The 25,325-nt window shown below is 42.2% G+C and carries 23 protein-coding genes; 8 read left to right on the forward strand and 15 right to left on the reverse strand.

Features of this window, described 5'->3' with window-relative positions:
- The first annotated feature begins 464 nt into the window (after window positions 1-464).
- Window positions 465-929 carry an RNA recognition motif domain-containing protein gene (locus PCAR9_RS16465; RefSeq protein WP_179984549.1) on the forward strand — a complete coding sequence of 155 codons (465 nt, stop codon included), beginning with the start codon at window positions 465-467 and terminating at the stop codon, window positions 927-929.
- Window positions 930-1,004: 75 nt separating this feature from the next.
- On the opposite strand, the gene PCAR9_RS16470 is transcribed toward PCAR9_RS16465, so the two are convergent.
- Window positions 1,005-2,321 carry a DUF5610 domain-containing protein gene (locus PCAR9_RS16470; RefSeq protein ID WP_179984550.1) on the reverse strand — a complete coding sequence of 439 codons (1,317 nt, stop codon included), beginning with the start codon at window positions 2,319-2,321 and terminating at the stop codon, window positions 1,005-1,007.
- A gap of 190 nt (window positions 2,322-2,511) precedes the next feature.
- Here PCAR9_RS16470 and trmA point away from each other — a divergent pair, with 190 nt between their 5' ends.
- Window positions 2,512-3,609 carry a tRNA (uridine(54)-C5)-methyltransferase TrmA gene (gene trmA, locus PCAR9_RS16475; RefSeq protein ID WP_179984551.1) on the forward strand — a complete coding sequence of 366 codons (1,098 nt, stop codon included), beginning with the start codon at window positions 2,512-2,514 and terminating at the stop codon, window positions 3,607-3,609.
- A gap of 22 nt (window positions 3,610-3,631) precedes the next feature.
- Here trmA and PCAR9_RS16480 read toward each other — a convergent pair whose 3' ends face one another.
- Window positions 3,632-3,922 (reverse strand): DUF1330 domain-containing protein, encoded by a 291-nt coding sequence (locus tag PCAR9_RS16480; RefSeq protein ID WP_179984552.1) that lies wholly within the window; start codon window positions 3,920-3,922, stop codon window positions 3,632-3,634.
- Window positions 3,923-4,056: 134 nt separating this feature from the next.
- The gene (gene fabR / locus PCAR9_RS16485) at window positions 4,057-4,650 is read right to left on the reverse strand and encodes an HTH-type transcriptional repressor FabR (protein ID WP_179984553.1); all 594 of its coding nucleotides are present in this window, start codon (window positions 4,648-4,650) and stop codon (window positions 4,057-4,059) included.
- Window positions 4,651-4,990: 340 nt separating this feature from the next.
- On the opposite strand from fabR, the gene PCAR9_RS16490 reads away from it, so the two are divergent.
- Both PCAR9_RS16490 and sthA read left to right on the forward strand, forming a co-directional pair.
- On the forward strand, window positions 4,991-6,118 hold the full coding sequence (locus PCAR9_RS16490) for an acyl-CoA desaturase (RefSeq protein ID WP_179984554.1): 1,128 nt from the start codon (window positions 4,991-4,993) through the stop codon (window positions 6,116-6,118).
- Window positions 6,119-6,314: 196 nt separating this feature from the next.
- Window positions 6,315-7,736, forward strand: coding sequence for a Si-specific NAD(P)(+) transhydrogenase (sthA, locus tag PCAR9_RS16495; RefSeq protein ID WP_179984555.1), 1,422 nt, complete (start codon window positions 6,315-6,317; stop codon window positions 7,734-7,736).
- A 54-nt stretch (window positions 7,737-7,790) separates the two neighbouring features.
- Here the strand turns inward: sthA and PCAR9_RS16500 are convergent, their stop codons facing one another.
- Window positions 7,791-8,096, reverse strand: a complete 306-nt coding sequence (locus PCAR9_RS16500) for a hypothetical protein (protein ID WP_025254039.1) — start codon at window positions 8,094-8,096, stop codon at window positions 7,791-7,793.
- Window positions 8,097-8,210: 114 nt separating this feature from the next.
- On the opposite strand from PCAR9_RS16500, the gene PCAR9_RS16505 reads away from it, so the two are divergent.
- The gene (locus PCAR9_RS16505) at window positions 8,211-8,789 is read left to right on the forward strand and encodes a uracil-DNA glycosylase family protein (protein ID WP_179984556.1); all 579 of its coding nucleotides are present in this window, start codon (window positions 8,211-8,213) and stop codon (window positions 8,787-8,789) included.
- Here PCAR9_RS16505 and PCAR9_RS16510 read toward each other — a convergent pair.
- Window positions 8,786-11,011, reverse strand: a complete 2,226-nt coding sequence (locus PCAR9_RS16510; RefSeq protein WP_179984557.1) for a bifunctional diguanylate cyclase/phosphodiesterase — start codon at window positions 11,009-11,011, stop codon at window positions 8,786-8,788. The genes PCAR9_RS16505 and PCAR9_RS16510 overlap by 4 nt on opposite strands.
- A 142-nt stretch (window positions 11,012-11,153) precedes the next feature.
- Here PCAR9_RS16510 and PCAR9_RS16515 point away from each other — a divergent pair, with 142 nt between their 5' ends.
- Window positions 11,154-12,059 carry a TIGR03899 family protein gene (locus PCAR9_RS16515; protein WP_179984558.1) on the forward strand — a complete coding sequence of 302 codons (906 nt, stop codon included), beginning with the start codon at window positions 11,154-11,156 and terminating at the stop codon, window positions 12,057-12,059.
- Here PCAR9_RS16515 and PCAR9_RS16520 read toward each other — a convergent pair.
- The 10 genes from PCAR9_RS16520 to dusA form a co-directional block, all read right to left on the reverse strand.
- Window positions 12,056-12,802: a phosphoadenylyl-sulfate reductase gene (locus PCAR9_RS16520; RefSeq protein WP_179984559.1), complete on the reverse strand. Its 747-nt coding sequence runs from the start codon at window positions 12,800-12,802 to the stop codon at window positions 12,056-12,058. The genes PCAR9_RS16515 and PCAR9_RS16520 overlap by 4 nt on opposite strands.
- The gene (gene cysI, locus PCAR9_RS16525) at window positions 12,792-14,513 is read right to left on the reverse strand and encodes an assimilatory sulfite reductase (NADPH) hemoprotein subunit (protein ID WP_179984560.1); all 1,722 of its coding nucleotides are present in this window, start codon (window positions 14,511-14,513) and stop codon (window positions 12,792-12,794) included. Before cysI ends, PCAR9_RS16520 begins: the two co-directional genes overlap by 11 nt.
- On the reverse strand, window positions 14,513-16,336 hold the full coding sequence (locus PCAR9_RS16530) for an assimilatory sulfite reductase (NADPH) flavoprotein subunit (protein ID WP_179984561.1): 1,824 nt from the start codon (window positions 16,334-16,336) through the stop codon (window positions 14,513-14,515). Before PCAR9_RS16530 ends, cysI begins: the two co-directional genes overlap by 1 nt.
- 199 nt (window positions 16,337-16,535) lie before the next feature.
- Window positions 16,536-17,291: a TIGR04219 family outer membrane beta-barrel protein gene (locus tag PCAR9_RS16535; protein WP_179984562.1), complete on the reverse strand. Its 756-nt coding sequence runs from the start codon at window positions 17,289-17,291 to the stop codon at window positions 16,536-16,538.
- A 3-nt stretch (window positions 17,292-17,294) separates the two neighbouring features.
- Window positions 17,295-18,287 carry a DUF2333 family protein gene (locus tag PCAR9_RS16540; protein ID WP_179984563.1) on the reverse strand — a complete coding sequence of 331 codons (993 nt, stop codon included), beginning with the start codon at window positions 18,285-18,287 and terminating at the stop codon, window positions 17,295-17,297.
- Window positions 18,288-18,443: 156 nt separating this feature from the next.
- Window positions 18,444-18,806 carry a hypothetical protein gene (locus PCAR9_RS16545; RefSeq protein WP_179984564.1) on the reverse strand — a complete coding sequence of 121 codons (363 nt, stop codon included), beginning with the start codon at window positions 18,804-18,806 and terminating at the stop codon, window positions 18,444-18,446.
- Window positions 18,806-19,006 carry a PspC domain-containing protein gene (locus tag PCAR9_RS16550; RefSeq protein WP_025254029.1) on the reverse strand — a complete coding sequence of 67 codons (201 nt, stop codon included), beginning with the start codon at window positions 19,004-19,006 and terminating at the stop codon, window positions 18,806-18,808. Before PCAR9_RS16550 ends, PCAR9_RS16545 begins: the two co-directional genes overlap by 1 nt.
- 62 nt (window positions 19,007-19,068) lie before the next feature.
- The gene (pspA, locus tag PCAR9_RS16555; RefSeq protein ID WP_179984565.1) at window positions 19,069-19,737 is read right to left on the reverse strand and encodes a phage shock protein PspA; all 669 of its coding nucleotides are present in this window, start codon (window positions 19,735-19,737) and stop codon (window positions 19,069-19,071) included.
- Window positions 19,738-20,080: 343 nt separating this feature from the next.
- Window positions 20,081-20,365: a hypothetical protein gene (locus tag PCAR9_RS16560; protein ID WP_179984566.1), complete on the reverse strand. Its 285-nt coding sequence runs from the start codon at window positions 20,363-20,365 to the stop codon at window positions 20,081-20,083.
- Window positions 20,366-20,557: 192 nt separating this feature from the next.
- The gene (gene dusA, locus PCAR9_RS16565) at window positions 20,558-21,628 is read right to left on the reverse strand and encodes a tRNA dihydrouridine(20/20a) synthase DusA (RefSeq protein WP_269475068.1); all 1,071 of its coding nucleotides are present in this window, start codon (window positions 21,626-21,628) and stop codon (window positions 20,558-20,560) included.
- Window positions 21,629-21,745: 117 nt separating this feature from the next.
- Here dusA and PCAR9_RS16570 point away from each other — a divergent pair, with 117 nt between their 5' ends.
- Both PCAR9_RS16570 and PCAR9_RS16575 read left to right on the forward strand, forming a co-directional pair.
- Window positions 21,746-22,936, forward strand: a complete 1,191-nt coding sequence (locus PCAR9_RS16570; RefSeq protein ID WP_179984567.1) for a tyrosine-type recombinase/integrase — start codon at window positions 21,746-21,748, stop codon at window positions 22,934-22,936.
- 149 nt (window positions 22,937-23,085) lie between these two features.
- Complete coding sequence (locus PCAR9_RS16575; protein ID WP_179984568.1) at window positions 23,086-25,116, forward strand: type I restriction-modification system subunit M; 2,031 nt, start codon at window positions 23,086-23,088, stop codon at window positions 25,114-25,116.
- Window positions 25,117-25,325: the final 209 nt, after the last annotated feature.

Here is a 25,325-nt window from a genome sequence, read left to right on the forward strand (position 1 = left end):
GTGACACTCTTAACGAGTGCCCACACAGATTGTCTTGTCTAAATTGTTAAAGAACATTGCGACTCCGTCGCAATTCACCAGAAGTCATTGCCTCTTAGTGACTCACCCTGTTCGAGTGAGGTGCGCATTTTACATCGTTTATTTTCGATGTCAACCATGTTTTTAAACTTTTTATTTGTTTGAAAACTTGGTTTCGCACTTGTTGCTAAGTTGGCTTTGTTTTTCTCGAAGCCCCCTCAGAACGTGGAGCGCATTATAGATACCTCTTGAGAAAGATCAACACTTAAATTGGTTTTTTTTGCTTTTTAAGGCGCTTTTGGTGTTAACCGCTCATTTCTGCATCATTTCCATAGGCTCAATGCATCTTTCGACTAGTTTTTTCACATTTTATTGTTCAAATTGTTACAAATGAGTAAACTATATACAGCCTCCAACACCATAATAAACAATAGAAAGGTAGGTATATGAAAGTAGGCTTTATTCAATGCGCTGTAATTAGCGCTATTTTTGCAATTGCAGGGTATTTGTTATTTTCTTCTGCTAGTTTAAACGTCCATGTTCCACTTACCGTATCTGCAGCTCTGCTGATAAGCGGTATCGTTACTCCTTGGCTAGCGTCTCTTATTCAAAGTCCATCTTCCTCAGATGCCAGAGCACACACCAATAACGGATCAGTCGAGACTCTATATGTGGGCAATTTACCCTATAGGGCAAACGAGAATGCAGTAAAGGAATACTTCAGTAGCTTTATTGAAGTGCAGTCGGTTCGTTTAATGAAGGATCGCAAAACTGGAAAAAGAAAAGGTTACGGTTTTATCGAGGTTGTCACAGACGACCTTAGCAGTGTTATTGATAAAACAAATGACTCAATCTTCCAGGAACGAACGTTGAAAGTTCGACCTGCAAAAGACAAAGTCGAACACGTGTAATTCTTATTCGTAGTTTTTAGTTATGTAAAAAAGCCCGGTAAGCTCTCGCTTCCGGGCTTTTTATTGTCATAAGCATTAGCTCTCGCTGGTTTCAGCAGATTGAGGAAGGCCATCTAATAAAGTTTGATTAAAAGATCGAAATCTATTTATGGCGGATATAAGGTCAGGAACCTGTACATCTTCCATTTCGTTAATAATGCCAGCTATTAACGCATTATAGTCTTCGTTACTTTCTAACTTACTTTCTGCGTTAGCAAAGGTATCCATCATTTTCTCTAGATACTGAGCGATTGGACTAACCACATTACCGAACTTCGCGTTGTCGCTTTTATCTTCGTTATAGTGCTGAATATTTTCGTATGTCTTTAGCACTTCTGTTTGTGTTGTTCTATTTAGTTGTAGTGCGTAACCAACCAACTCTTTATCATCAAAGCCTAAACTCAGTGCTTCTTCGAATGCCTTGTCGATATCACCACTATAGAAGGTGTCGGCTAGATCCTGTACTTGTCCAACTAAATCAGCTATCGAATTCAATTCCTCTTCATCAAGCTTTCCTTTTAATGAAAAGCTTATACCGCTTCTTTCATAATATTGATAAGACGTTTGTTGAGAATAGCTTGCCGAAAAATCATTTTCATTTTGTTCACCATTTCCGCCAGATAAATCTTGAGATGCCTGAGCTTGAAAATTGAATTGCTGAGAAGCCTGGAAAGATCGCTGGCTTTCAAAACTAAAGCTCACCTCATCACCATCTTTAGTACGAATTACCAAACTACCGCTTTTTTCGTCCGATGCAGCTAAAGCTTCTAAGGATGAAAGTTGAACAGCATTAGGCTGTTGGCGACCGAAGATATCGGTTTCTAGATCATTAATACCCGTATCAATAAGATCCCGGCTTTTCGTTATACCTTGCTCAATCTCTTCATTCATAAACCCAGCGAGATCTTTTTCGGCCATTGCGAAACCGCGGCTTACTCCTTCCCTTGCTTGGCTAAATAGCCCGGTCAGCTTTTCGTCGCTGGCACCTCCATCGGCTGCGCCGCGAATAACGCTGCCCACGAACTTAAGTACGTTTCGCGCTACTTTTTCAAAATCGAATAAACCGCTCGACTTTTCTTCAAGATTTTTCTCTTTCGTTTCTTGTGGTTTTTGCCCATCTATTTCCAACGCTTGATTAATATTGCTACTTACCACGCGCAAGCCGATACTCGTCTGGCTACTTGAAACAGATACTGAAGCTGCTTGTTGCTTCGAGAACTCAGCGGCTTGCTGCAATCCGTCTTGCTGCAGCTGCTTTTTAAGCGCTTCATTCGGGTGAACCGTTGCCTTTTGATCCGCTTTCTGATCAACCTTTTGGTCTCCCATAAAAGCTTTAATTTGACCCACGTTCATAATTTGATCCTCACTATCCTCATTCTTATTATCGGCAAAGAATCAATATTGTTTAATTTTAATACAGCATTTTTTTCTAAAAGCTATTTAGGCAATCATGCATACTAATAATGAAGAAGTCGGGAGCGCTTGTTGCAGTTATTTTTTAAGGGACTACAATTCGCGACCTTAATAATGAATGGAGAATTTTATGACCACCAATGAACAACAACGCTATCAAGAGCAGTTGGACGAAAAAGTAAATCGTCTCACCGCGTTGCTTTCTCCATTCAATGCACCAGAACTTTCTGTATTCCCGTCTCAGCCAACGCACTATCGTATGCGTGCGGAGTTTAGAGTGTGGCATGAGGGCGATGACTTATTCCACATAATGTTTAATCAGGAAACGAAAGAAAAATATCGTGTAGATAGCTTTCCCCCTGCTTGCAAAGCAATAAACGATGCGATGAGACTTTTGCTTGAAGAAGTAAGACCAAACGAAACTCTCAGAAAAAAGTTATTTCAAATCGATTACCTCTCTGCACTGTCTGGCGAACTTGTTATAAGTCTTTTATACCATCGTCAATTAGATGAAGAATGGCAAGTGGCTGCAAAAGAATTAAAAGCGACACTTGAGACTCACTTTCCCAAAGTAAACATCATTGGTCGCGCTAGAAAACAAAAGCTTATTATCGACAACGATTTTGTGATTGAGCGTTTACCAGTAAACGGTAGAGAATTCGTTTTCAAGCATATAGAAAACAGTTTTACTCAGCCCAATGCTGAAGTGAACTGTAAAATGATTGAATGGGCCTTAGATTGTGTAAAGCCACTCTCAGGCGATTTACTGGAAATGTATTGCGGTGCTGGTAACTTCTCACTGCCGCTAGCACTTCACTTTGATAATGTCGTAGGTACCGAAATAGCTAAACCTTCGGTGCAGGCTGCACAATTTAATATTGAGCAGAATGAGCTGAGCAATGTAAAAATTGTTAGGTTAGCGGCTGAAGAATTCACACAGGCTATGAAGGGCGAGCGTACGTTTAGTCGCTTAGAAGGCATTGATTTAAGCACTTACAATTTCACCACTGTATTGGTCGACCCTCCAAGAGCTGGGTTAGATGAAGACTCGCTAAGAATGATTCAGGATTACGATAATATTGTGTATATCTCGTGTAACCCTGAGACTTTAGCGCAGAACCTTGAGCTTTTAAGTAAGACTCACAATATTTCGCAGTCTGCGCTTTTCGATCAGTTCCCGTTCACTCATCACATCGAGGCAGGTGTACTACTTACACGCAAAGTCTAGTTTGCGTGTAAGTCATTTTCTACTACTCCTTGCCTTCTACAAGAACGTGATGGCTTATTGAGCCGTCAGTTCTTAGTTTTAGTAGCGGAAGGTAATCTGGGTCAGACATAAAGTCGAGTGCGCTTTGTTTTGAAGGCCACTGTATAATAACGCGAATGGCGGGTTCTTCTCTTTCGCCCTCTAAAGTTTGATGATTTGCACTGTTCGCTAAATATTTTCCACCATGTTTCGACACGATATCTGCGGCGAGTTTTACATAGTGTGGGATCCACGCTTCATTAGTAGGTGTAACTTCTAAAACTGAATAATACATATCTTGCTCTCTTTCTTAAAATTAACTGGTTGAACCCAGCGTTATCGTATTGAGAGCTTAACAAGCTATATTCCATGTAATAAGAAGGCTTACACTAGAATCTGTTTCGTAAAATACTTGATAATACTTCCGTGCTACGCTTTCTGCGTAGCGCCTACTTGAACAAAGCGAAGTTGCGTTTTCACTCTTTCACCGATTTCACTTCTAAGCTTATCATCCGCTTCTAATGCTTCAGCTCCGGCACTGAATACCAGTCTTACCATGGCATCGGCTTGTAACTGGGCACAGGCGTATTCCACACCCTGCTGCTCGATAATGTAGTCAGTAAGTTCATCGATGAAATGTTGAATTTCTCTGAACACTGCTAGTCGGTAAGCAGACGACGTACCGGTATGCTCTCGCAGTAATAAACGAAATACGTTTGTGTTGGCCGCGATGAATTCCATAAAGGTTTCAACAGAGGTATGGATGACGCCCCCGCCTGAAGCTATGCGCCTTCTAGCCTGGCGCATAAGCTGACGAAGGGCCAAACCTGCTTCATCCACCAGCGTTAAACCCAACTCGTCCATATCTTTAAAGTGTCGATAAAACGACGTGGGGGCAATACCAGCTTCTCGGGCAACTTCACGCAAACTTATTGCCGATAAACTACGGTTTTCGTCTAGCAGTGAAAACGCAGCATGGATAATATTTTGGCGGGTTTTTAATTTCTGTTCTTGTCGGCTCACGTTCGCACCCTGTGTTCATTAACTTTTAATGGTCTGATGATTTTTTAACTTTAGAGTCTACTTTCAACGTCATCTGAATAACCATTAACGCAATCGAACCTCATACATCAAAGACTAGCACGCCTAGTTTATCGCAACACGCACTGATGGGGAAAGGGAAACAAAATCATCTCTTTTATAAACAAGGGTTAAGCATTAATTCTCACGTTTTACCTACGTTTTAGCCACCCTCGGCTATAATTAAACTTTACACATGTAAGCAGAACTTATATGGGTTTTGCTTGCCTGAAGCCTCGTAAAAAGATAAATTAGCGAACAGTTGTAAGCCAAGTTGTATAAAATGAAAAAACCTCCTCTTATCCTAACGAATGTGCTGGTATTTATAATATCAGGCGCAATTGCATTTATAGGTGTGCCGCTTTGGGTGGCATATCAGGGTATCGATTGGGCAGAAATCGGTACCGCCATATTCCTATTCTATTTCACCGGTATGTCGATAACCGCTGGGTATCATCGCTTGTGGTCACATAAAACCTACGATGCCAACATTGTAGTTCGTGTCGTATTAGCGATTGGTGGGGCGATGGCCCTGCAAAACAGTATCTTGCACTGGTCGTCAGATCATCGCGTTCACCATCGCCATGTAGATGACAACGACAAAGACCCCTACTCTGCAAAGAAAGGGCTTTGGTTTGCGCACATCGGCTGGATGTTACGCGAGTATCAAGCCAAGCGTTACGATGATTACAGCAACTGTAAAGATCTACAAAAAGATAGCGTTGTAATGTGGCAGCACAAATACTACTTGCCTATCGTACTCGCTGCTAACTTTGGTATTACTGGTCTTTTGGGTTATCTGAACGGCGACGTCATGGGCATGATCTTAGTAGCCGGTGTGTTGCGCTTAGTGCTGGTTCACCACGTTACCTTCTTCATTAACTCACTTGCTCACTTCTGGGGTAGTCAGCCTTACACCGATAAGAATACGGCACGTGATAATGGCGTCTTAGCATTCTTTACTTTTGGTGAGGGTTATCACAACTATCACCATATTTTTGAGTACGACTACCGTAATGGCATTCGTTGGTATCAGTTTGATCCGACTAAATGGCTGATCAAAGGGCTGTCTTATGTAGGTTTAACGTCGAACCTTCGCAAGGTGCCTGAAGAACGCATCGAAAAGGCTCTGGCGGCCATGCAGCTTCAAAGAGCAAGTGAAAAAGTATCGTTACTACCGAATGCGGAAGAAATGATGCACACTATTCAAGAAGAGTACGACCTGCTAATGCAGCGGATGAGTGAGTACTACGCAACGAAAAAGCGCGTTATGCGCGTTAAGAAGCGTACATTAAAACGCAGCATTGAAGGATTAGAGCTTGCTTACAAATATAAAGAGATGAAGCACGCCTTTGCAGTGCAGAAAGAGAAATGGGTCCAACTGCAAAGCCTGTCACTACAAATGGCGTAGCATTACGTATTCTTTTAGCTAATTGGATTAAAACGAAAACCACATAAGTATCTGCTTATGTGGTTTTTTTTATTCTATAGTTGGAATTACAAAGTAAGTAAGGTAGTTATACTAAAACCAGAATCACTTATTTTGTATTGCGGCTCACTATTTTGATATTCCGCGTAATACAAAGATAACAATATGGGAAAGGAAGATGGCAACGAAGCAAAAAACTAAAGCTCCGTCGTATCATTACGACGCGATAGTTATAGGCACTGGCCCTGGTGGAGAAGGTGTTGCAATGCAGCTTGCCAAGACCGGTAAAAAAGTGGCAGTGGTAGAGCGATACGAAGCAGTTGGTGGCGGCTGTACTCACTGGGGAACCATTCCATCTAAAGCGCTTCGTCACTCTGTCAGTCGTCTTATTGAATACAATACGTCTCCCCTGTTTGCCGACAACCACTTAAGTAAGAGCCTTACATTTTCAGACATCATGCGCCATGCTAGTGGCGTAGTGCAAAGCCAAACTCGCCTGCGTTCTTCTTTTTATGATAGGAACCGCGTTACCCTGTTTCATGGCGAAGCCAGCTTTGTCGATGCTCACACCTTGGAAATAACCCGAGAAGATGGCTCGAAGGACACGGTCAAAGCAGCACAAATAGCAATAGCTACAGGTTCGCGCCCCTATTGCCCGAAAGATATCGATTTTAATCACCCTCGTATTTATAACTCTGACACCATCTTATCTTTAGATCACGATCCAAAGTCCATCATAATTTATGGTGCAGGTGTAATTGGGTCGGAATATGCCAGTATCTTTAGAGGCTTGGGAGTAAAAGTCGATCTGGTTAATATGCGAGACCGTTTGTTGTCATTCTTAGATGACGAAATCTCTGATGCGCTAAGTTACCACTTATGGAACAACGGCGTACTTATTCGTCACAATGAAACCTACTCCTCTGTAGAAGCGACAGATGATTCAGTAATTTTGAACCTAGAGTCAGGCAAGCGCATGCGGGCCGATTGCTTATTGTTTGCTAATGGCCGTACGGGCAACACCGATACCCTGAAACTTGAGAATATTGGTTTAAAAGCTGATGGTAGAGGCCAACTTAAAGTTAATGAAAGTTATCAAACTGACGTAGACAATGTATTTGCGGTTGGCGATGTGATTGGTTACCCAAGTTTGGCATCGGCAGCCTATAATCAAGGTCGATTTGCCGCTGAGGCGATGCTCGGCATAAATACACATTCAGCTTTAGTAGAAGATATTCCTTCAGGTATCTATACCATCCCGGAAATTAGTTCGGTAGGTAAGACAGAACAAGAACTTACCGCAGCCAAAGTACCTTATGAGGTGGGAAGAGCCCAGTTCAAACATTTGGCTAGAGCGCAGATTGCATCAACGCAAACGGGTAGCCTTAAAATTCTATTTCACCGGGAAACGAAAGAAATACTGGGTATTCACTGCTTTGGTGAACGTGCCTCTGAGATTGTTCATATCGGCCAAGCCATCATGCAGCAAAAAGGTGAAGGCAACACCATAGACTACTTCGTTAACACCACATTTAACTATCCGACCATGGCGGAAGCGTATCGTGTTGCTGCCATCAACGGGCTAAATAGGATTTTTTAAAAGATACAAAAAAGCCGGCGAAATTGTCGCCGGCTTATATGCGTTAACTAATGATTAGTTACGGTTCGCAGCAAGCGCATTAAGCGAGTCTTTATGTGCTACGATGTCGATGTGCATATTTTCTTGATCGAATGTCATTGTTGCAATAGCGTAGTCACCCTGACTTTCGCTTGCAATGTCGATCAGCTTTGCTTGTGCATCACGGAAACGAATGTTATTGCCGATTTGATCCGACATACATTGGTTATTCATTTCGAATGTTTTCGCATCCATGCAATCGAAAAGCTGGTTCTCACCAGATTCCGCATGCGCAATACCAAAGGCTGCTGATAGAGCTAATGTTAGTACTACTTTACGCATGTTTCTTCTCCTGTGCTACAGTCTACTACTGTCACTATTAAACATACTGTATATACATTAGATAGTCAAATTGAGATCATACAATTGTGACAAAAGTATTACAAAGAGAAATAATTGGAGAAAATATTGAAAGGGCACAATGTACTGGTGGCCAAAGCAAAAAGTTGCACGTTGTGTGAACCTCATTTACCTCACAAACCTAACCCTATTTTTAACACTTCACCATCCACAAAAATTCTTATTATTGGGCAAGCACCAGGGCTTAAAGCGCACGAAAGAAGCATTGCGTTTAATGATCCCAGCGGGGATCGCTTGCGTGAATGGCTGTGCGTATCTAAAGAAACTTTTTATAATTCTCGCTTGATCTCGGTGCTACCTATGGGCTTTTGCTTTCCAGGATACAAAAACGGCGCTGATGCCCCTCCTAGAAAAGAATGTGCACCTACATGGCACAATGAGTTTCTCACCTACCTAAAGCCTAAAGTCACGCTTTACGTAGGTCGATACTCACAGCAGTATTATTTACCCCAGTACAAGACTTTGACTGAAGCAGTAGGCGCGCCGACTAATACACACTTTGTTTTACCTCACCCATCTGGGAGGAATAACAGGTGGCTTGCTAAAAATCCATGGTTCGAGCAGACTATACTTCCCAAACTGCAGCGTGTTGTTTCAGCAGCCTTATCTGATTAATCGTGCGCCTCAAGAAACGTTAGAAGTGCATCAAAAGGCATGGGCTTGGCATATAAATAACCTTGCGCCTCATCACAACCAAGTTTAATCATGTAGCTTGCTTGCTCTCTTTTTTCCACACCTTCGGCGATGGTGAGTAAACCTAACTTGTTTCCTAACGTTACTATGGTTTCGGCAAGCACTGCACTAGCACCCGGTTTGATGTCTTTAACGAACGAACGATCGACTTTCAAACGATCTAGTGGCAATTGCTGCAGGTAACTCATGGAAGAAAAGCCTGTACCAAAATCATCGATAGCAATTTGGACACCAAACTCTTTCAACGTGCGCAAAGCATCTATCACTATTTGCGGCTCGTCCATTACCACACTTTCGGTTATTTCAAGCTCTAAGAGACTGGGGTCACAATTGGCTTTAGAAAGTGCTTGTTTAACTTTTTCGACAAATAATCTATCGCGAAACTGGGGAATAGATATATTTACAGCAACCCTAAGATGCCCATACCCCTTTTCTCTCAGCTCTTGCAACCGGCGACATGATTCTTCGAGTACCCATTCACCAATATCAACGATAAGACCAGAGTATTCAGCAAGTGGCACAAAAACAGCTGGAGAGATATAGCCTCCCTCTCCATCTGGCCAGCGAAGCAGGCCTTCCATACCCACTACTTTTTCATTGAGCAGGTCTACTTGGGGCTGGAACCATAGTTCTAGCTTTCTCGCCGCAAAGTCGCTTCTTAATTGACGGATCATATCCAAACGCCATGTGGTCTGATCCTCAATATCTTTAGCGTAATACTCGAAGTTGTCTGTCAGGTTTTTCTTAGCGCGATTTAACGCAATATTGGTACGCTTTAGAATCTCAATGCCAATATGGCGCTTATTCTCTAGCTTGCAAAACCCGACGGTAACGTTCACAGGTAGTGTGTGATCACCAACTTTAAACGATGATTGGAAAAGTGCGTTTATAGCTTCTGGACAGACAAGTTCATCCGGGCCGATAAGTCCAAAAACATCAGCACCGATTCGTCCCTTTTTGACTTGGCCATCGAAAGACGTCTGAAAACGAGTGCTGATTGCGCGCAGTAACTCGTTACCAACTTCTTGCCCTAGCCCATCATTAACATCGGAAAAATGATTAACATCGATAAGCGCAACACTAAAATTTTCTCCACCAAACAAGTGAGGCTTGTCTAGCATATTAATGAACTCATTGCGGTTTGGTAATCGGGTTAACCAATCCCTGAACGCTGCATTCCTTAACTCGTGGAAGAGGTTGACGTTTTCGTAGCCTACAGAAATGCTAGATAAGAATACTTCTAAAAGGTTTTTGTCCAATTCACTGATTTCGTGAGTTTGCCTAACGTACACAGCGGCTTCAAAACCAGCGCGACTTATATAAAGTACAGAACAACTCGCCTCAAATATGTGCTTCTTAAGGCGTAAGCAACGGCTTATATTTTCTTCAATTTCAATGTTGTTAACGTCTACAACCGGGTGATTGATAAATTTTGCATATTCACCCGCTGCACCAAGGACATATACTTGTTCGTCGTCTTGGTCTAAAAGGGAACCGGCTCGGGCACATAACAGCCCTTCAGAATCGAGACCTATAAGAGAGCTAATTTGTGTGACAACTCCTTCGCAGAACTCTTTGACCGAGTGCTCTTCAAACAAATTAGCCGACGAGGTAATTATCTTTTCTAAACCAGCGCGACTTTGGCTTATGGTGATAATTTGCTGGTATGAGCGCAGCGAAGAAATAATGGTCGTAAGTAGCTTGGAGCGCGTAAGTTCAGTTTTCGTTTTGTAGTCATTAATATCGTAAACTTTAATAACTTGCTCTTCAGGAGCATAACCTGGCTGCCCTGTACGCAAAATGATACGAGGCTCGTACAGTTTCATGTCTTCACGAATATATTTAACGACATCAAAGCCTGCATCGTCGGTTTCCATAACAACATCAAGCAAAATGATAGCGATACTGTTACCGAATTCATGAAGTTTTTCTTTGGCTTGCTTCGCAGAATAAGCGTGAATGAAGTTTAACTTGCGATCGTGTACGATGAGATCAGATAGCGCCAGCCGCGTTACCGTATGAATTTCTTCATCATCATCGACGATAAGAATGTTCCAGTCTTTGCCTAATAACACCGGCTCTGCAACTGAATCATCATCATCTAAAAAAATTAACTCGTCGTTATCGTAATCCATTGCCGACATTACCGCTCATTTCCCCGATACATACAAAACAAGAATGCACGACTTACTGTATTAAGGAGACAATCGCATTGATAAATGGGTTACGCAATGCAATAGTGCTCTCATGTTACATGCTAATTTACATTCAATAATTTAAATCAATATGAAGATTACACCTCAGCACTTGCCCCCTGAGATTAAAAAAGCTCAGAACACGGAAGTCAGTAGCGCTAAAGCGCCTAATGACCAACCCGCTGCTGAGAAAGTGGCGAGCTCTATCAAAGCGGATGTAAGCCGCCAACGCATGTTGTCATGGTTTGCTAGAGTGGGTATTAGCCCTTCCATGATGTCTCCTGATCCTAAAAAGCAAAAACATGCGCTAGAACGAAGGAAACAAATTCTAGAAACTCAAAAAGCGAGTAATCTTCAGTCTGTTTTAAATATAGCACTAAATGTTTCAATCAACGAACAAACTAGCGATAATCTTGATGCAGATTGGTTTTTTGCTTTTAGTACCATGGCTGAGGAAATTTACAGCCAACCGATGCAAGAATTGTGGGGCAAGATTTTTGCCGTTGAGGTCGCTCACCCCGGTAGTTTTTCACTTCGCACTCTGCAGTTGCTCAAAACGCTCACACACAGAGATGCTAAAGTATTTAATAAAGCGGTTAACGTAGCGAGCCGAAAAAGTAGTGATACTGTACCGCGCATATTAGTGGGATATCATAAGCGTAAAGGCCTGCTCTCGTTTCTTCGAAAACCCATTCCAGAACAATTAAACCTAGCCTCTGTTGGACTTAGTTACCCAGACCTATTGTCGCTGCAGGAAATGAAATTAATCTATGCCAGTGAAATCGAGAGTGGAGAATATGTAGAGGGGCAACGGGTCACATGGCGATGTGTTAATGAGAATATAACGCTTACGTGTAAAACTTCAGGCGTTGCGTTGGTGTATTACAAATTTACTTCTGTAGGAAGTGAGCTTTACAAACTGGTGACTAAATCTTCTAACGAAAAGTATTTGCAAGAATTGAAAAAAGTATTGGGCGAGGTATTCAACATAAGTTAAATACCGTCACCAAATTCGTGTAATCCACATTCGCGCTTTAACCCGAAGAAGCGGGTATCCTGCTCACTCATACCTTCTTGCAACGACTGCGTTGTATGCCAATCGCCAATTGAAACGTAACCTTGCTCCCAAAGTGGATGGTAAGACAAGTCGTTATCTTTAAGGTAGTAGTGGAGGTCTTTGTTGCTCCAATCGATAATTGGATATAGCTTAAACTGCTGCCCTACTTTTTGTAATACAGGTAGTTTGCCACGGGTATCAGATTGGCTTCTGCGCAAACCGGCAAACCAAGTGCCTACTTTTAGTTCTCCCAACGCACGCTGCATTGGCTCAACTTTGTTCATCTTGTTGTATTTTTCAATACCTTCGATGCCTTGCTCCCAAAGCCTACCGAAGCGCGCTTCTTGCCACGCAGATGACATTTTTGCGCTGTAAACGTGCAAGTTTAAATTAAGCTTCTCAACCAGCTCATCGATAAATTTGTACGTTTCTGGAAACAAATACCCGGTATCAGTAAGCACAACCGGGATATCCGGCTGTGCTTGAGTAAGCATATGCAGCATAACTGCCGACTGTGCTCCGAAACTCGAAGACACAATATGAGTATCGGGCAAGTTATCCAGCGCCCAAGCAACTCGCTCTTGCGCTGTCATTTTCTCCAACATATCGTTGATATCAGCAAGATCTTCCTTGCTGATATCAAGCGTAAGTGGTTGCTGCTTTTCTGCTGTATTATTCGTCATAGAAATCCCGTGCGGAGTCTACTACTGGTTTTACAATACCAGCGCGAACAACATAATCACCAAAGGCCTCGCCACTCTCACGCTCTTTAGCCCATTGACCAAGTAGCGTATCTAGCTCTGCCATGATTTCTTGTTCGCTAATGTTTTCACGATACATACGTGGGATACGCGTACCTTCTCGGTTGCCCCCTAGGTGCAAGTTGTACTTGCCTGGACCTTTACCTACCAAGCCAACTTCAGACAACATCGCGCGACCACAGCCATTTGGGCAGCCTGTTACGCGGAAGATAACACTGTCTTCTTCCAGACCGTGTTTGGCAAGTAAACCCTCTAGCTCGGTAACAGCGTCTGGCAGGTAACGCTCAGCTTCCGCCATCGCTAGCGGACAAGTTGGCAGTGCAACACAGGCCATTGAATCTAGGCGCTGATTAGAAACACTTGGCGCAATAAGGCCATGCTCACGAGCCAAGGCTTCTACTTTGTCTTTGTCCTGGGGTGGAACACCAGCAATAATCAGGTTCTGGTTTGCAGTTAAACGGAAATCGCCTTTATGTATTTTGGCAATTTCTGCGCAACCTGTTTTTAGTGTTTTACCTGGGTAATCCAAAATACGACCATTTTCGATAAACACAGTCAGGTGGTATTTGCCGTCAATACCTTCAACCCAGCCAAAACGGTCACCACGGTCGGTAAATTCGTAAGGTCGGCTATCTTGGAAAGTCACGCCTGCGCGTTTCTCAACTTCAGCTTTGAAGTTGTCTACACCAACACGCTCTAAGGTGTATTTGGTTTTCGCGTTCTTACGATTAACACGATTACCCCAATCACGCTGCGTAGTAACAACTGCAGCGGCAACGTCTAGCGTGTTTTCCAGCGGTATAAAACCAAAGTCAGAGGCTTTACGCGGGTACGTGCTCTTGTCGCCGTGAGTCATTGCAAGCCCACCACCAACAAGTACGTTAAAGCCAACTAGCTGCCCATTTTCTGCAATCGCAACAAAGTTAAGATCGTTCGCGTGAACATCTACGTCGTTTTGCGGAGGAATAACCACGGTAGTTTTAAACTTACGTGGCAGATAGTTATCACCTAAAATAGGTTCAACAGGCTTTTCGGTAGTCTCAACTTTTTCACCGTCCAACCAAATTTCTGCATATGCGCGAGTTTTAGGAAGTAAGTGTTCACTTATCTTTTTAGCCCACTCAAACGCCTGAAGGTGAAGCTCGGATTCAACTGGGTTAGAGGTACATAGTACGTTTCTGTTTACATCACCCGCCGTTGCAATAGAGTCAATGCCAGCTTTGTTAAGCATTTGGTGCATAGACTTAATCTTAGGCTTTAATACACCGTGAAACTGGAAAGTTTGACGAGTAGTTAAGCGAATACTGCCATACATAGTGTGGTCAGCTGCAAACTTATCGATAGCTAACCATTGGTCAGGCGTGATCACGCCACCCGGTAAACGCGCGCGCAGCATCACATTGTGAAGCGGCTCAAGTTTTTGCTTTGCACGTTCTGCTCGAATGTCACGGTCGTCTTGCTGGTACATACCGTGGAAGCGAATAAGCTGGAAGTTATCAGCTGTGAAACCACCGGTAAGATCATCTTTAAGATCGGTAGTGATGGTACCGCGCAAATTATTACTCTCGCGCTTTAGACGCTCGTTGTCAGCCAGTTTGCCCTCAACGATAAATGGTGATTTTTCGTTACTCATTAATAGACATCCTTCTGATAACGTTTCGCTTTTCGTAACTCTACAATATAGGCTTTTGCATCGGCTTCAGATTTTCCGCCGTGCTCTTGCACAATATTGATTAAGGCGTTTTCTACATCTTTCGCCATGTGCATTGCATCACCACACACATAAAAGTGTGCGCCCTGATCTAGCCATTCGTACACTTCTTTACCGTTTTCTAATAAGCGGTGCTGAACATATACTTTTTCTTCTTGGTCACGAGAGAATGCAAGCGTAATTTTATCTAGCAGACCTTCTTTAACGTAACCTTGCCACTCTACCTGGTATAGGAAATCCTGCGTAAAATTAGGATTGCCGAAGAACAACCAGTTTTTGCCTTCAGCGCCTTGAACGTCACGCTCTTGCATGAAGGATCTAAATGGCGCAATACCCGTGCCTGGGCCGACCATGATAACAGGTGTATTCGGATCTTCCGGTAAACGGAAGTTATCGTTGTTTTCAACGAAAACTTCTACCTCACCATTTTCTTCCAAATACTCACACAAGAAGCCAGACGCCCCACCTTGATGACGATGACCAAACGCTTCGTAGTCAACGTGAGCTACCGTCAAGTGCACTTCGTCTTCTACGTCAGCTTGGGCTGATGCAATAGAGTACAAACGTGGTGTTAATGGGCGCAATGCATCTACAAGCTGCTGTTCAGATAGTTTACCTGGGTGGTCGCGCACAATATCAATGATTTGGCGTTCGGCCATATAAGTACGTAGCTGCGCTTTATCTTCCATCAAAGTTGCTAACGATTCAGAACCTGTTGCAGCCTGATATGACTTAATAAAGTTAGGGTAACTTAAGGTTAATTCAAGTTTAGACGTTAAGGCTTCAATTAACGACATTGACGCATCGCCTACAGACACTTCAGCATTGCCATCTAGTGACAAAATACTAATAAGTTCTGATACCAAAGAAGCTGCGTTTTTAAACCAAACACCTAGCGCATCACCTGGCTTGTAGGTAATTCCGCTATCTTCAAGGCTTATTTCAATGTGACGGATATCTTTAACTGAATCGCGACCAGTAATCTTCTGCGCGTCAATTAACGTTGCCTTGAACGGTGCCTTTTTAGTGTATGTCTGCGCTGCTACGCCTTGCACTGCTGCGCCGGTTTGCGCCGCTACCGCAGCTTGTGGTGCTGCACTAAAATCCTCTTTTAACGATTCAATCAACTTGTTAAGCCATGCTTCGGCTTCAGCTTCATAATCAACATCACAATCCAGACGCTCAACGATAGGCTTGCCACCAAGTTTGCCTAAACGCTCGTCAAAGTCTTTACCTGTTTGGCAGAAAAACTCATAACTGCTATCGCCTAAACCCAACACCGCGTATTTGATACTTGCCAGCTTAGGTGCTTTCTTACCCGCTAAGAATTCGTGCAATTCTATGGCGTCATCTGGCGCATCGCCCTCACCGTGGGTACTTACAAATACCGCCACGTGAGTTTCAGCCTTTAAGTTGCGTGGCTTGTAGTCAGCCATGCTAACAAGCTTGCTGTTAAAGCCTGCTTCCTCTGCTTTGGCTTGACACTGCGCAGCTACACCCTTCGCATTACCCGTTTGTGAGCCATACAGAATAGTTAGCGTTGGTGCGTCACCCGCTACGGCAGGCGCGCTTTGTAACGCAGGGGCAACCGAACCGCCTTGCGCAGCCGCCATGCCTGCAGCATAGCCACTTACCCAAGTAAGTTGATCACGATTTAAGCCTGCAATGGCTTGCGTAATTGCATTCCACTGCTGTTCGTTTAATACCGCGCCTGGCGCTGAGTTCGAATTAGAATCTTGTGACATAGTCTTTTAGCCTTTTATCAATGGCGCTAAGGCTAACGGCTTTCTACAAGAAGAGAAAAGAATAAATGAAACTTTTTTATTACTGAAAGTGCTAATGACTGTGTGAATAGGTAATAACGCGCGTAAACATTCCCGTCGGAAATTAAAAAAGGCGTGAACTGCACAAGCAGCCACGCCTTTAAAAACAAATAGTTAGTGCTTAAAAATGAAGTTCTAAGCCTGCGAATACACCGTCAAATTCCATGTCAGCGTAAACATCATCAAGATCTTCAATATCAACCGTTACGTTTCTGTAACCAACTTGAAGGGTCATATCGACTGCTAAGCTTTCGATGAATGAATATTGAACCGCAGCTTGATAATCACTTAGCTCGTGATCGTCAAACGATAAATAACTACCTTCAAAATATGCAGATAGCCCTGTGAAAGGAAGACCCAACTGAACTTTTGAATACGCCATTGGCACAATACCAGAAAATTCAGCTGAGCCGCTGGTGTCACTATCTGTATCGACCACAAACAAAGCACCATCGATGTATTTTGCGTTTACACCAAGGTCAAAGCTAACCAAATCGTTATCAAACAACTCGTAGTACAAGATAAAATCAGTTGCATCAAGCTCTACGTCGGTATTGATCGTGGTGCTTTGCGCAAAAAGCTCACCATCAAAGGTAAAGGTTGAATCCAGTGTTGTTGACCCCGAATTATCTAACGTAGTGTGATTTACCTTCACATTCGGTAAAAAAGGCACTGGGTGTTCAAAGGCAATATATAACGCCGTATTGGTTTCATCGTCGAAGTTGAAATCAGCAGTGTTGTTGCTATCTGCAAAACCGCCTTGCGTGTCGGTTTGCCAAACTTGAGCTCCAACGTAAACGCCTGCGATAGTGTCTGCTTGAGATGAAACTGAAAATAATGCGCATCCCAATGCGGCAGCTATAAGACCTTTTTTCATTAATTATCCTTGATTAAGAAGTTCTGATATTTCAATTAAAGCAGCGTTTGCTCGAGAAATATAGTTAGCCATAACTAAAGAGTGATTAGCTAACATACCAAAGCCACTGCCATTTAAAATCATCGGACTGTAAACAGACTGTTGTGTTGCTTCCAGTTCGCGAATGATTTGCTGAAGACTAACTAATGCATTCTTATCTTCAAGCACATCGTTGAACTCTATTTCTACAGCTTTAAGAAAGTGTAGAAGAGCCCATGTTGCACCACGCGCTTCATAAAAATTATCATCTAACTTCCACCAGCTTGTCTGTACAACGCGTTGATTGGTGCTAGGTGTAGATTGCTTCGCGTTAGCGTCACCAGCTAAATCTGTATTAACTCTAGCAGATCCTACGCTGGCGCTTAATCTTTGTGAATAGCTACCCAACCGTTTTTCAACCTGCTTCAACCATTCTCGCAGGTTATCTGCTCGGGTATAAAACTGACTGTCTGAATTACGTGTGTTTGCCAACTCGTCTCGGTACTTTTTAAGAAGTTCGATACCTTCAGCATAGCTAGATTCAGACGAAGGTAATGCCCAGCTTTTATGGTCCATATTGAATTTAGGGTGGGCTTTTGTCAGGTATGGGTTTTCAATTGACTGAGATTGAGAACGGCTGAAATCCTTACGCATAGAAAGTGCTAGGTCTCGCACCATCTCTAATGCTCCAAACTCCCAAGCAGGCATATTATCTAAAAAGACACCGGGTGGGATAACATCATTTGAAAGATAGCCACCAGGCTTATTTAGCAAAGTTTCTGACACATCAATCATAGTGGTAGTTAGTGTGTAACCCGCTATATTTGTAGGGTTCTCAACGGGTGAGTTTTGTTCCAAACGCTTTCTGACATCAAATGTATCTGGAGATAAACTCCAATACCAACCGATTAACCAGAAAAGTAAAAAGATTACCACAGCGACAATCGCTATTCGTTTTGAGTTAATAGATTGTCTCATATAAACACCAACCTTCCTTTTAAATAACAAATAGCCGACGATGGTCAGCTATTTGAAACAACTATTATTATGTGAAAAATGCGAAACCTTTATGACGGTTTTCGATATAACACCACCTTTTACTACGTTAACACAATATAAAATTAATTATGTTAATTATAAAGTATGATGCATGTTTGTATCATTTTGCTGCTTATAGGCAGCAGAGTTACGATTTTTCAGCACATATAGTGCGATACCGATTAATATAATTGGCCAGAAAGCACTAACGCCCAAAACAAGTAGCGCTAGGAAACCAGCGCCAAGCGCTAAGAGAATTGTTCCCATAACACTTATTGCGACAACAAAGCCAACAACGGCAAGGGCAACCCCAATTAACGATAGCACAGCCACGTTTTCCCAGGGGCTAAGCAGTTCGTCAGACATGACAAGGTGCATACCTAGCCAGCTATCTACAAGGTTACCCAAGCAATTAACCAGTACAATGGCAATAACCAGTGCAATTAGAAAGTTTTTCATTACACTAATCTCGGTAGTAGGATAACAGCAGCCACGTAAGCTACTAGCGTAATGGGGGTTGCGATAAATAGACCCGCTACCGCTGCCGCTCTTACCCATACTGCATCGATATCAAAATAACGTGCAACACCTGCACACACACCTGAAATAATGCCAGAATCAAGATCTCTATAAATTCGCTTCTGTGATGGTACTTTCATCATCTTCTCCAAAAATGTTTCTTTCGATATCTACAATATAAGTTGGCGGCACTTAAGGTTGCTTAGGCGACCTTTTTCTTCTTAAGCTCTGCCAGCTCCTTTTCAATCGCTTCGTCCGCCTCCATTGCATCGAACTCAGCTTGTAATGATGTTGCTTCGCTCGACTTCGTTAAGTCATATGCATCCACTTGCGCTTCAAGATGGTCAATGCGCTGTTCGTAGCTTTCAAAACGCATCATTGCATCGTCAATTTTTCCTTCGTGATCAGCTTGCTTCACTTTCAAGCGTGTTTGCGCTGAATTTTTTCGTTGAACTAAGGTTTTTTGCTTAGCTTTGGCTTCTGCCAATTTACTGTTCAGTCTTGCAGTATCGCCTTGAATCTTTTCGATGCTTTCAGCTAGTTGCGCTTCTTGCTCTTTAAGAGAGTCAAGTTTCGAAACATACTTCTGCTTCTCTATAAGTGCCGCTTTTGCCAAAGACTCTTTGTCATTGTTCATTGCGATCTGCGCTTTATGCTGCCAACTATCAACTTGTTTGTTTGCTGCTTCCACATGACGCGCTAGCGTTTTTTGCTGAGCAATAAAGCGTGCCGCGTCGGTGCGAACTTCAACCAGGGTTTCTTCCATTTCTTGAATAATCAAACGAATGATTTTTTCTGGATCTTCAGCTTTATCTAACATCGCGTTGATGTTTGCTTGAACAATATCGTTAATGCGTGAAAACATACCCATGATTCTTTCTCCGTTAAAAGTAGTGTTGTGGCTTCCAGCATTTATTCTCTTGTACACACTGCTAGTTGCCGCTGACTGAGTTCTCCTCAACACTTTTAGTATTACAATGACTATGCCATTTATTTATATTATTGATATATATAGACTTTATTAAAATTAAGCTTAAAACTGCTTTCTAACTTTAAGTTTAGATACGATAAATTAGTGTATTTAACCAACGCTATTGTTAAATTGACCACTTCCGGTTTAACGGCATTTACACTGTTCCCTTATAAACTTACTTCATTGCTAAACACGCATAAAAAAAGCGCCCGTGGGCGCTTTTATCGATGCTCTTTAAAGGTTAATCAGCGTCTTTATCTGTATCTGGGTTGTCCGCTTTTGTTACAGCTAAGTCGGTAACACTTACTTTACCGTTTCCACGAACCTCTTGAGGGCTCAATTCAAAATGGTAGGTGGCGTTGGCCACTGCTTGGTACACATCAGACTTTATTTCTTGTGTAGTTGTAGTTACTGCATTTGAAACTACATGTGTCAAAAACGTTTGAAGCACTGACTCTTCTGCATTTGCTACACCGCTTGCCATGCTTGCTGTCAGTAAAGTTGCTGCGATTAATGAAGTTTTCATGTTATCCCTCTAAATTTAGTCAGTGCAACAACACGTTGTTGTCGCGATACTTAGAGGATTGCGAGAGGTGTGCCAACTCCTTAAAAACGACTTAAGCAGCTGATTTATATAAATTTAAAGAAAAGCCCGCAAAGATACGGGCCTTGGTGATAACTGAACAAATATTAAACTTTGGTCAAAAGCACTAAGTTATTAGCCTTTTTGACTATTGTACTCAGCAACTTCTTTTTGAGCGCTCTCTACGGCATCTAAAGCATTTAGAAGTAAATTAGGATCTGGATTCTTACCTGTACCATTTTGGCTCAAGTATCTTCGCCAAATTCGTCCACCCGCTTGCCCTTGATAAAGGCCCAGAATGTGGCGAGCCGCATGCCAAGGTTTAAAATACGGGTCCTCTTGGCGCTCAATGTACTTCTGCATTTGAAGTACTATTTCACGACGTGACAAACTCTGTGCATTAGTATCACCAAATATGTCTTTATCAACGGTAGACATAATATAGGGGTTTGCGTAAACCTCGCGGCCAACCATAACACCGTCAACGCTCTCTAGCTGTTGCTGGGTTTCAGCGAGTGTTTTAACACCACCGTTAATGCTAATTGATAATTCAGGGCGCGCCTGTTTTAGTCTGTGAACCCTAGGGTAATTTAAAGGCGGAATTTCTCGATTTTCCTTAGGACTTAACCCTTGAAGCCACGCTTTTCTTGCATGCACAATAAACGTATCACAGCCTGCATCAGCAACAATATCAATAAAACGAGCAAAGTCTTCATCTTCGTCCATGTCATCAATGCCAATACGGCATTTCACAGTTACGGGAATATCTACCACAGCCTGCATAGCCTTAACGCAGCTAGCTACCACTTCAGGTTGTGCCATCAAACAGGCTCCAAAGCTGCCATTTTTAACCCTATCACTGGGGCAGCCTACGTTTATGTTGACTTCATCGTAGCCGCGCTCTTGTGATAACTCAGCACACTTAGCCATGTCGGCGGGATCGCTGCCGCCTAACTGAACAGCGATTGGATGTTCTTCTTGGTTATAGCCAAGGTAATCGCCTTTACCGTAAATAATCGCGCCTGTAGTGACCATTTCAGTGTAAAGCAGCGTGTGCTTAGACATTAATCGTAAAAAGTAGCGACAATGTCTGTCTGTCCAATCCAGCATTGGAGCGACAGAGAAACGGCGATCAAGCTTCCGCCTTGCACAATCAGCATCAGAGCCATGTTTTTCTTGATTTTTATCTTGTATATTTTTGGTCATTTTTACACATTTCTGCATTTTTCTGCATAGAAAGTACCCCAAGGGTACAATTATGGGGTACAATAAGAGTACCCTGCGACAATAAAAAATTAAGGGTAGTATACAGGAGGTAGTAGAATGGCAACAGTGAATATAGAACAGCGAAAGACTAAGAAAGGCATAAAATTCCGTGCGCGTGTTCGTCTTAGGAACGAGTTGCTTGAAAAAGGGTATTACGAAGAAAGTAATACATTCTCCACCAGAGCAAAAGCAAAGCACTGGGCCACGAATCGCGCCCAATATCTTGAAGTTCATGGCATGCCACAATCAGGAGTTAAAGATTCTGATTTACGAGATGTGTCACTATCAACATTGATAAATATGTATTTAGAGCAATACCGACACGAACTTGGTAGAAGTAAATATTATGCTTTAAAAGCAATTGCCAACAGAGATATTGCCATCAATTTAGTATCTGCATTTACTGTTGAAGATATTGTTAATTACGCCAAAGAAAGAAAGGCTGAGGGTGTTACAGCGTACACCACTTACCAAGACATCTTATACATTAAGTCTGTAATAGCAGTCGCCCACGAAAAAGAATTTCAGGTTAGAGGTGATATTGACTTTATTTTGGAAGCTATCAAAAAATTTAAAGATGATATTAAGAATAATGTTCCAAAGCATAAACGTCTTGTAGAGTTTACTGCAAACGAAAGGACTGAACTTCCAACACGAAAAGAAATGGAGCTTTTAAGAGAAGCTTTAAAGACTCGTGAGGAACACCAAAGTGCCAAAATACCATATTTACAGATTCTCGATTTTGCCATTGCCTCTTGCATGCGAGTCTCAGAAATATGTCGTATTAAATGGGAAAACTTTGATGAAGACCAACACACAGTCGTGGTTGAAGACAGAAAGCACCCTACGAACAAAATAGGAAACCATGTACCAGTCCCATTAATCAGCGGTGCATATGAAATCGTTATGAAGCGAAAGAAACAGCTAATCGAGAAGCTCAAAGAAAAAGGTGAAAAATTTGATCCGCAAGCAAAAATTTTTCCCTACGAAGCTCGCTCTGTCACCGCTGGCTGGCAACGCAGCCGTAAAAAACTCATTGAGGAAGGGCATAGTATAAGACAAATTCGCTTCCATGATTTACGAGCTTACGGCGCGTCTTTACTTATGGATAAAGGATGGTCACTTTCCAAAGTATCAAAAGTGACAGGCCACCGTGACATGAACGTTTTAAATAATATTTATAATCGATTAGACGTAACCAAAATAGCATTAGATGATTTCAATGAAAGGCATGGTCTAAACAAATAAAAAAGGACTGAACATCAATAGATAAAGGAATTTTAACATCCCACAATTTCAACAAATGTGATAGCGTATTCCGTAGAAAAACTAATTTTTAAATCCCGATAACAAAAGTCAATCGGTTACGGAAAACAGAACAAGATATAGGGCAATTTATGGGCGAGCACTTTTCAAAAACAGCAGCATTAATTTGGTCAGTTGCTGATCTTCTTCGTGGCGATTTCAAACAAAGCCAATATGGACGAATTATACTTCCTTTCACCCTGCTTCGCCGTTTGGAATGTGTTCTCGAACCAACAAAAGACGATGTAATTGCTAAATACGAAACGATAAAAGCAATGCCCCATGAAGCACAAGAAAAGATCTTAGCGGTATCTGCAAAGCAAAGCTTTTATAACACTTCGAAAATGGATTTAACGAAACTGGGTGAAACCAGCGTTGCTCAAAACCTTGAAAGCTACGTGCAATCTTTCAGCTCGAATGCTCGTGAAATTTTTGAGCACTTTGACTTCTTTAATACCATCGACAAGCTTTCAGAAGCTGACTTGCTTTACAAAGTAGCAAAGCGATTTGCTACAACGGATCTGCACCCAGAAGTTATTGATAACTATCACATGGGGCTGACTTTTGAAGAATTAATTCGCCGCTTTGCGGAAAGCTCCAATGAAACGGCTGGTGAACACTTTACCCCAAGAGATATTGTCCGTTTAACGACCTCGTTGGTTTTTTGCCATGACGATGACTTATTAACAAAACAAGGACTGGTAAGAAGTATTTACGACCCCACAGCGGGAACAGGTGGTTTCTTATCTTCTGGTATGGAATATGTTCACGAGCTAAATGACAAAGCCGCTCTTTCGGCTTTTGGTCAGGAACTAAATCCAGAGTCATACGCAATATGCAAAGCAGATATGCTGATCAAAGGGCAAAAGGTCGATAATATTAAACTTGGTAATACTCTATCTGACGATCACCTACCTGCGGATAAATTTGACTATATGCTTTCTAATCCACCATTTGGTGTCGATTGGAAAAAGGTTCAGAAAAAGATTAATGACGAACACAAGTTTAAAGGGTTCAAAGGTCGTTTTGGTGCTGGTTTACCACGAGTCTCTGACGGTTCCCTTTTATTCTTAATGCACCTTGTCAGCAAAATGCGCCCTAAGCATGAAGGCGGTTCTCGCATTGGCATTATTTTGAATGGTTCACCGCTATTTACTGGCGGTGCTGGTAGTGGCGAAAGTGAGATCAGACGTTATTTATTGGAACATGACTTAGTTGAAGCAATCATTGCCCTACCAACGGATATGTTCTACAACACGGGGATTGCAACCTACGTCTGGATTTTAACTAACAGCAAACCCGAAGGCAGAGAAAAGCAGGTTCAGCTTATAAATGCCAGCGTTGACGATAAAGAAGCTCCTGATAACAATTTTTATGTCGCCATGCGTAAATCATTAGGCAGCAAACGCCGAGAACTTCCTGAGTCTAAGATTGATGAAATAGTTAAACTATATGGTCAGTTTGAACAGGCCAAGAACAGCAAAATATTTAACTACCAAGAATTTGGTTATCGCCGCATTACCGTTGAACGTCCGTTACAGTTGGCGTTTGATGTAACCGAAGATAAATTACATGCTTATTTGTCAGATCATCATGAAAAGCTAAAAAAGAAGGCTCCTGAGCTTTCTTTGGAAGAAGTTAAAGAAAGTCATCCGCCATCAGGCTACCAGACTCTCCAAAGGTTAATAGGTCAGCCTATCATTATGAGTCGGAATGAGTTCTTAGCTCAATTTAACGAAAAGCTTTCTGCTGCCGAGGTTAAAACTCTATGCAAGTACTTTGGCGAACACAATGATGAGGCTGAAATTTGCTATGTCGAATCTGGTAAAAACAAAGGTCAACCAGAACCAAACCCAGACCTAAGGGACAACGAGAATGTTCCACTAACAGAGTCCGTACAAAGTTACTTTGAACGTGAAGTGTTACCTCATGTACCAAACGCTTGGATTGACGAAAGCAAACGCGATGAAAAAGATGGAGAAGTAGGTATTGTAGGCTATGAAATCCCATTTAATCGCCACTTTTATGAGTACAAACCGCCGAGAAAGCTGGAAGAGATAGACAAAGATTTAGACATAGTTTCAGGCGAAATTATGCAGCTATTACAAGAGGTTCACTCTTGATGAAGCGTTTTGTTTGCACACGTAAAACTAAAATTATCTTATGGTTCATATTGCGCCCAAAACTTTTTGTCACTACTATAATAGATAATACACCCGCCAAGCCTATGCAGTTTGATTCGTCATTCGGTATGCTGAAATTGAGCGGGTTTTCCTTTTTTTACCCCCCTAAAAATGCCAATCGAAGTGCAATAAGTAGTACTCCTGCAATA

Origin of the sequence: Alteromonas macleodii (genome assembly GCF_903772925.1) — a bacterium.
Classification (GTDB): Bacteria; Pseudomonadota; Gammaproteobacteria; order Enterobacterales; family Alteromonadaceae; genus Alteromonas; species Alteromonas macleodii_A.